At 66.0% G+C, this 6,750-nt stretch carries 6 protein-coding genes; 3 read left to right on the top strand and 3 right to left on the bottom strand.

Annotated elements, in window-relative coordinates; all coding sequences use genetic code 11:
- The 3 genes from L6D77_RS22535 to lipA form a co-directional block, all read left to right on the top strand.
- A partial coding sequence (locus L6D77_RS22535; protein WP_479685091.1) for a PLP-dependent aminotransferase family protein occupies positions 1-475 on the top strand: 475 nt, incomplete at its 5' end.
- A gap of 26 nt (positions 476-501) precedes the next feature.
- Positions 502-1,626 carry a glycine cleavage system aminomethyltransferase GcvT gene (gcvT, locus tag L6D77_RS22530; RefSeq protein ID WP_232883561.1) on the top strand — a complete coding sequence of 375 codons (1,125 nt, stop codon included), beginning with the start codon at positions 502-504 and terminating at the stop codon, positions 1,624-1,626.
- Positions 1,627-1,640: 14 nt separating this feature from the next.
- Positions 1,641-2,588, top strand: coding sequence for a lipoyl synthase (gene lipA / locus L6D77_RS22525; RefSeq protein WP_232883559.1), 948 nt, complete (start codon positions 1,641-1,643; stop codon positions 2,586-2,588).
- A gap of 47 nt (positions 2,589-2,635) precedes the next feature.
- Here the strand turns inward: lipA and chrA are convergent, their stop codons facing one another.
- The 3 genes from chrA to L6D77_RS22510 form a co-directional block, all read right to left on the bottom strand.
- A complete protein-coding gene (gene chrA / locus L6D77_RS22520) occupies positions 2,636-4,000 on the bottom strand; it encodes a chromate efflux transporter (RefSeq protein WP_232883558.1) in 1,365 nt (454 codons plus the stop codon).
- A gap of 162 nt (positions 4,001-4,162) precedes the next feature.
- Complete coding sequence (locus L6D77_RS22515; protein ID WP_232883556.1) at positions 4,163-5,074, bottom strand: magnesium transporter CorA family protein; 912 nt, start codon at positions 5,072-5,074, stop codon at positions 4,163-4,165.
- Between the two features lie 3 nt (positions 5,075-5,077).
- Positions 5,078-6,658 (bottom strand): RimK family protein, encoded by a 1,581-nt coding sequence (locus L6D77_RS22510; protein WP_232883554.1) that lies wholly within the window; start codon positions 6,656-6,658, stop codon positions 5,078-5,080.
- Between the last annotated feature and the right edge of the window lie 92 nt (positions 6,659-6,750).

Genomic DNA, 6,750 nt, shown 5'->3' with positions numbered 1-6,750 from the left:
GGGCGGGCCACTGATGCATGTGATCGCGGCCAAGGCGGTGTGTTTCAAAGAGGCGCTGGAACCTGGCTTCAAGGTTTACCAGCAGCAGGTCATCGACAACGCCCGGGCCATGGCCCAGGTGTTCATGCAGCGCGGTTTCGACGTGGTCTCCGGCGGCACCGACAACCACCTGTTCCTGCTCAGCCTGATCCGCCAGGGCATCACCGGCAAGGACGCCGACGCGGCATTGGGCCGGGCGCATATCACGGTCAACAAGAACGCCGTGCCCAACGACCCGCAATCACCCTTCGTGACCTCGGGCCTGCGCATCGGCACGCCAGCGGTGACCACCCGTGGTTTCAAGGTCGAGGAGTGCCGCGCCCTGGCCACCTGGATCTGCGACATCCTCGAGCACCTCGGCGATGCCGACGTCGAGGCCCAGGTGGCGCGCCAGGTCGGCGAGCTGTGCAAGCGCTTCCCGGTGTACCCGGCCTGATCCCCCTCGAACCCAAGGAGTCACCCATGTCCACACAAGCCCTCCAACACACCCCGCTGCACGCCCTGCACCTGCAACTGGGCGCGCGCATGGTGCCCTTCGCCGGCTACGCCATGCCGGTGCAGTACCCGCTGGGGGTGCTCAAGGAGCACCTGCACACCCGCGAGCAGGCCGGCCTGTTCGATGTTTCGCACATGGGCCAGATCCGCCTGCGCGGTGCCAATGCCGCCCAGGCCCTGGAGGCGCTGGTGCCGGTCGATATCCTCGACCTGCCGGTGGGCATGCAGCGCTATGCGCTGTTCACCAACGCCGACGGCGGCATCCTCGATGACCTGATGGTGGCCAGGCTGGCCCACGATGAGCTGCTGCTGGTGGTCAACGCCGGTTGCAAGCAGCAGGACCTGGCCCACCTGCGCCAGCAGCTGGAGGGCCAGTGCGAGGTCGAGTCGCTGTTCGCCAGCCGCGCCCTGCTGGCCCTGCAAGGGCCGGCGGCGGCCAAGGTGCTCGGGCGCCTGGCCTCGCAGGTGGGCGGCATGACCTTCATGCAGTTCGCCAGCGTCAAGCTGCTGGGTGTCGACTGCTACGTCAGCCGCTCGGGCTACACCGGCGAGGACGGCTTCGAGATCTCGGTGCCGGTGGAGGCGGCGCCGCTGCTGGCCCGCACCCTGCTGGCCGAACCCGAGGTCGAGGCCATCGGCCTCGGTGCCCGCGACTCGCTGCGCCTGGAAGCCGGGCTGTGCCTGTACGGCCATGACATGGAGGCGCGCACCACGCCGATCGAGGCCAGCCTGGCCTGGGCGATCTCCAAGGCCCGGCGTGCCGACGGCGAGCGCGCCGGTGGTTTCCCGGGGGCCGCGCGCATCCTGGCCCAGCAGCGCGAAGGCGTGGCCAGCAAGCGGGTCGGCCTGCTGCCCCGCGAGCGGGTGCCGGTGCGTGAAGGGGCATTGATCGTCAATGCCCGGGAGGAGGTGATCGGCCGGGTCACCAGCGGCGGCTTCGGCCCAAGCCTGGGCGGGCCGCTGGCGATGGGCTATGTGCAGAGCGAGTACACCGCGCTTGAGACCGAAGTGTTCGCCCAGGTGCGTGGCAAGTTGGTGCCAATGCAGGTGGTGCGCACACCCTTCGTGGCCCCACGTTACTACCGCGGTTGAACAGGAGCCTGCCGATGAACCAGCCCCTGCAAGCCGGGGTGAAACTGCGCGGCGCCGAGAAGGTGGCGCGCATCCCGGTGAAGATCCTGCCCACCGAGGACATCCCGCGCAAACCCGAGTGGATCCGCGTAGAGATCGCCACTTCCCCCGAGGTGGCGCGGGTCAAGGCCCTGCTGCGCAAGCACAAGCTGCACAGCGTCTGCGAGGAGGCCGCCTGCCCGAACCTGGGCGAATGCTTCGCCGGCGGTACGGCGACCTTCATGATCATGGGCGACATCTGCACCCGCCGTTGCCCGTTCTGCGACGTCGGCCATGGCCGGCCGCGGCCGCTGGACGTCGATGAGCCGAAGAACCTGGCCATCGCCATCGCCGACCTGGGCCTGAAGTACGTGGTGATCACCTCGGTGGACCGCGACGACTTGCGCGACGGCGGTGCCCAGCATTTCGTCGACTGCCTGCGCGAGATCCGCCGGCTGTCGCCGGGCATCCAGCTGGAAACCCTGGTGCCCGATTACCGGGGGCGCATGGACGTGGCCCTGGCCATCACCGCCCAGGAGCCGCCGGATGTGTTCAACCACAACCTGGAAACCGTGCCGCGCCTGTACAAGGCAGCCCGGCCGGGCTCGGACTTCGAGTGGTCGCTGGATTTGCTGGAGCGCTTCAAGCAACGGGTGCCGGGCGTGCCGACCAAGTCCGGGCTGATGCTTGGCCTGGGCGAAACCGATGAGGAAGTAATCGAAGTGATGCAGCGCCTGCGCGAGCACCAGGTCGACATGCTCACCCTCGGGCAGTACCTGCAACCGTCGCGCAGCCACCTGCCGGTGCAGCGTTTCGTGCACCCGGATACCTTCGCCTGGCTTGCCGAGCAGGCCGTGGCGATGGGCTTCAGGAACGTGGCGTCGGGGCCGCTGGTGCGTTCGTCCTACCATGCCGACCAACAGGCGGCGCAGGCGGGTCGCTAGACCCCGTCTTGCAGGAGCCGGCCGACACTGTCGGCCGGCCTGCGCGTTCACCCCCGCAACAGGTGTACCGCCAAACCCGCCAAGGCACAGGCGAGCAACACTTGAATCACCCCACGGCGCCAGCGGAACAATGCCAGCGCCGCGCCCGCCGCAATCAGCGCCGAAGGCCAGTCGAATACCCCGGCGAAGCCGTTGGGCCACAGCACGTGGTAGCCGAAGAACAACGCCAGGTTCAGGATCACCCCAACCACGGCCGCCGTGATCGCAGTCAACGGCGCCGTGAACTTCATCTCGCCGTGGGTCGACTCCACCAGCGGGCCGCCGGCAAGGATGAACAGGAACGACGGCAGGAAAGTGAACCAGGTGACCAGGCTCGCCGCGACCGCCCCGGCGAGGAAGGGATGGTCGGCGCCGAACATCGGTTGCAGGTAGCCACCGACGAAGCCGACGAACGCCACCACCATGATCAGCGGCCCTGGGGTGGTTTCCCCCAATGCCAGGCCGTCGATCATCTGCGTGGGCGACAGCCAGCCGTAATGGCCCACAGCGCCCTGGTACACGTAGGGCAACACTGCGTAGGCACCGCCGAAGGTCAACAGGGCAGCCTTGGTGAAGAACCAGCCCATTTGCGTCAGGGTGCCGTCCCAGCCGAATGCCAGGGTCAGCAGCCCCATGGGCAGCAGCCATAGCGCGGCGCCGATCATCATCAACCGCAGAAGGTGCCGCCAGCGAAAGCGCGCATGCTCGGGTGGGGGCGTATCGTCATCGATCAGCGCCGGCCCATAGTGCTGGCGGGCGGCGCCATGGCCGCCACCGATGACGAAGGTGCCGGGCGCCAGCCGCCCGCCCGCATAGCCGACCATACCGGCCACCAGCACGATCAGCGGGAACGGCACATTCAGGGCGAAAATGGCCACGAACGACGCGCCAGCGATGGCCCACAACCAGCCATTTTTCAGCGCCCGCGAGCCAATGCGGTGGGCCGCATGCAACACGATCGCGGTCACCGCAGGCTTGATGCCGTAGAACATGCCGGCCACCACCGGCACTTCGCCAAAGGCCAGGTAAACCCACGACAAGCCGATCAGGATGAACAGCGACGGCAGCACGAACAGGGCGCCGGCAATCACGCCGCCCCAGGCGCGGTGCATCAGCCAGCCGATGTAGGTGGCCAGCTGCTGGGCTTCGGGGCCCGGCAGCAACATGCAGTAGTTCAGTGCGTGCAGGAAGCGTTTTTCGCTGATCCAGCGCCGGCGCTCCACCAGTTCCTGGTGCATGATCGCGATCTGCCCGGCGGGCCCGCCAAAGCTGATGAAACCCAGCTTGAGCCAGAAGCGCAGGGCCTGGGCCAGGCTGATCGGCTGGCGAGCCGCGCGTGGCTGTTCGTTGACCGGGGTGCTGCTATCGATCATGTGCGGTTTCCTTTCGTGCAAGCGCTGTCAGCAGGGCATCGAAGATGCTCCCGGCGCTCACTACGGTAATCAAGGCGAAGCCTCCGTCAAGCGCCGTGTGCCGGGCACAGAAGATCGCATTGAACGACCGGCTTGCATACCACACCAGTGGCCAGGTCGGGCTCAGGCCATGCGTCGCAGGGCGATGGCCATGCCGCCCCCAAGCACGGCCATCGCGGCCATGAGCGCAGGGAACGCCAGCCACCACGGCATGCCCGCGGTCATCATGCTGAACTCCGACATGCCGCCGATACTGGCGATCAGGTTGAGGGGCAGGAACACCACATTGATCAGGGTGAGGTTGCGCAGCGCCAGGTTCATGCTGTTGTTGGCCAGGTTGCCCCGGGCTTCGATCAGGTTGGTGAAGACCTGGGCATGGATCCTGGCCTGCTGGTGGCTCTGCTGGTTTTCGATGATCAGGTCGTCCAGGGCTTCCAGCTGGCCAGGGCCGAACCCGTGGCGGCGGCCATGGCTGCGCAGCAGGCCCAGGACGGCGCCGTTGCTGTGGATGGCGTTGACGTAATAGACCAGGCTTTCGCTCAGGCTGTACATCTGCAGCAGGTGCTGGCTGTCCATCGTGCGGGTGAAGTGTTGCTGCAGCTCCCGGGCCACCTGCTTGACCACGCGCAAATGGCCCAGGTAGTGATGCACACTCTCGGCCAGCAGCGCCATCAGCACATCCAGCGGGCTGGTCAGGTTCGAACCTTGTCCCAGCCGCGCCAGCAGCGCATTGCTGGCGCTGATCACCACCAGGCGTTGCTCGCTGAGCACCACGCCGAACGAGGACACGTTGAACACGCGGCCATCGAAGCTTTCCGGGCGTTTCCAGATCAGGAACAGGTGGTCGGGCTTGATTTCGATACGCGCCACTTCGTCCGGGTCGAGCGATGACTCCAGCACCTGGGCACTGATGCCCAACTGGTGCTGGAGCAGCCACTGCTCATGGGCGTCAGGGGCGATGCTCAGCCAGACGCTTGCCTTGTCGGCAGGTGCCTGGCACAGCGTACCGGCTTCGATGCAATAGCCCTCGATCATGGCTCAGCCCACCTGGCCACGGTATTTCTGTTCGAGCCGGCGCACGAAGGCTTGCAGCACGCGCCGGTACAGCGCCTCGCCCAACACCGCGTCCTCGATACCGGCATCCAGGTTGGGGTTGTCGTTGACTTCGATGACCATCACCCGCTCGCCGACCTGTTTCAGGTCGACGCCATACAGGCCCTGGCCGATGAGCCGGGCCGTGTCGACCGCGAGCTTGACCACGTCATCGGGCACCTGGTCCACAGGGACGGCCCGGCACTTGCCATTGACCTCGGCGGCGGCCGCCTTGTGGTTGTAGATCTGCCAATGCCCTTTGGACATGAAGTACTGGCAGGCGTAGAGGGCTTCACCGTCAAGCACCCCGATGCGCCAGTCGTACTCGGTGTAGCAGTACTCCTGGGCGAGCAGCAGCACGGAATGTTCGAACAGCTCCTGGGCCGCTGCAGCCAGGGATTGCGCGTCGGCCACCTTGATCACGCCCTTGGAGAAACAGCCATCGGGGATCTTCAGCACCAACGGGAAGCCCAGGCGTTTGCCTGCCAGCTCAAGCTCCTGGGGGCGGTCCTTGTACAAAATCTCGGTCGCCGGCATGCCCAGGCCACGGCGTTTGAGCAGGTCGGCCAGGTAGACCTTGTTGGTGCAGCGCAGGATCGAAGCGGGGTCGTCGATGACCACCAGCCCTTCGCTTTCTGCCTTTTTCGCAAAGCGGTAGGTATGGTCGTCCACGCGGGTGGTTTCGCGAATGAACAAGCCATCGAACTCGGCGAGGCGGGCGTAATCCTTTTTCTCGATCAGTTCCACATCGATCCCTAGCGCCTTACCGGCCTCGATGAAGCGCTGCAACGCCTGGGTATTGGAGGGCGGCAACAGTTCGCCAGGGTCGTGCAGGATGGCCAGGTCGAAGCGCGCCACACGCTTGGATTGCGGCTGGCGCCAAGTACGCCGGTTGAAGGCGTCCAGGGCGTCGGCGAAGACATGCTGTTGCGCGTCGCGCAGCTTGCACAGCGCCCCGGGTTTGATCCCGGCGATCTGCCACGTCTCGCCCCGGCGGAACTCCACCAGCAGGATGGGGCAGGGGAAGGCCTCGAACAGTTGGCGGCCCAGCGCCTGCAGCGGCTCGATGGGGGTCTTGCCGAAGTACAGGGTGAGGGTGAAGGCCTCGGTGCTGCCATAGGGATGGTTGGCCAGCGCACGTTCCAGCGTGCGCTCCAGGTCGTCCAGGCCAACCCCGTACAGCGCCTTGCGCGACAGCTCGCTGATCGTGCGCACCGAGGGGAATACCTTGTGCCCGCGGGCTTCGGCCAGCAGTGAGCAGTAGTAGCCCTGGCCCAGGTACTTGTAATGGCGGCACAGGTTGATCACCTGGGTGCGGCCGGCCACTTCATCGGTGTGCTCCAGGTAATCCTGGGCCAGCATCAGGCTCTCGCTGGGCAGGTAGCTGGCCCAGTCTTCCTTGCGCTCCACCAGGATCAGCAGGCGGTTGCCGGCGCGCCGTTTACCGGGTGGTTCCTCGCCCAGGAGGATTGTGCAGCTCTCGGATTTGTCCAATACTTCGGCCCTGTTGGCTTGCAGCGCTGACATGAGTGATCGATCCCTGTTGAAGAACACGCCGCTTCAATAAATCACGGGTTTTTCGCCCTGTCCCGGTTCGTTACTCAAACATTACGGTGCTG

Origin of the sequence: Pseudomonas parasichuanensis (assembly GCF_021601385.1) — a bacterium.
GTDB lineage: Bacteria > Pseudomonadota > Gammaproteobacteria > Pseudomonadales > Pseudomonadaceae > Aquipseudomonas > Aquipseudomonas parasichuanensis.
This window is presented reverse-complemented; position numbering and strand designations above follow the sequence as displayed.

Bases quoted from the DNA above. Each gene is read 5' to 3' on its own strand.
- gcvT (WP_232883561.1), top strand. From the start codon at position 502: ATGTCCACACAAGCCCTCCAACACACCCCGCTGCACGCCCTGCACCTG.
- lipA (WP_232883559.1), top strand. From the start codon at position 1,641: ATGAACCAGCCCCTGCAAGCCGGGGTGAAACTGCGCGGCGCCGAGAAG.
- chrA (WP_232883558.1), bottom strand. From the start codon at position 4,000: ATGATCGATAGCAGCACCCCGGTCAACGAACAGCCACGCGCGGCTCGC.
- L6D77_RS22515 (WP_232883556.1), bottom strand. From the start codon at position 5,074: ATGATCGAGGGCTATTGCATCGAAGCCGGTACGCTGTGCCAGGCACCT.
- L6D77_RS22510 (WP_232883554.1), bottom strand. From the start codon at position 6,658: ATGTCAGCGCTGCAAGCCAACAGGGCCGAAGTATTGGACAAATCCGAG.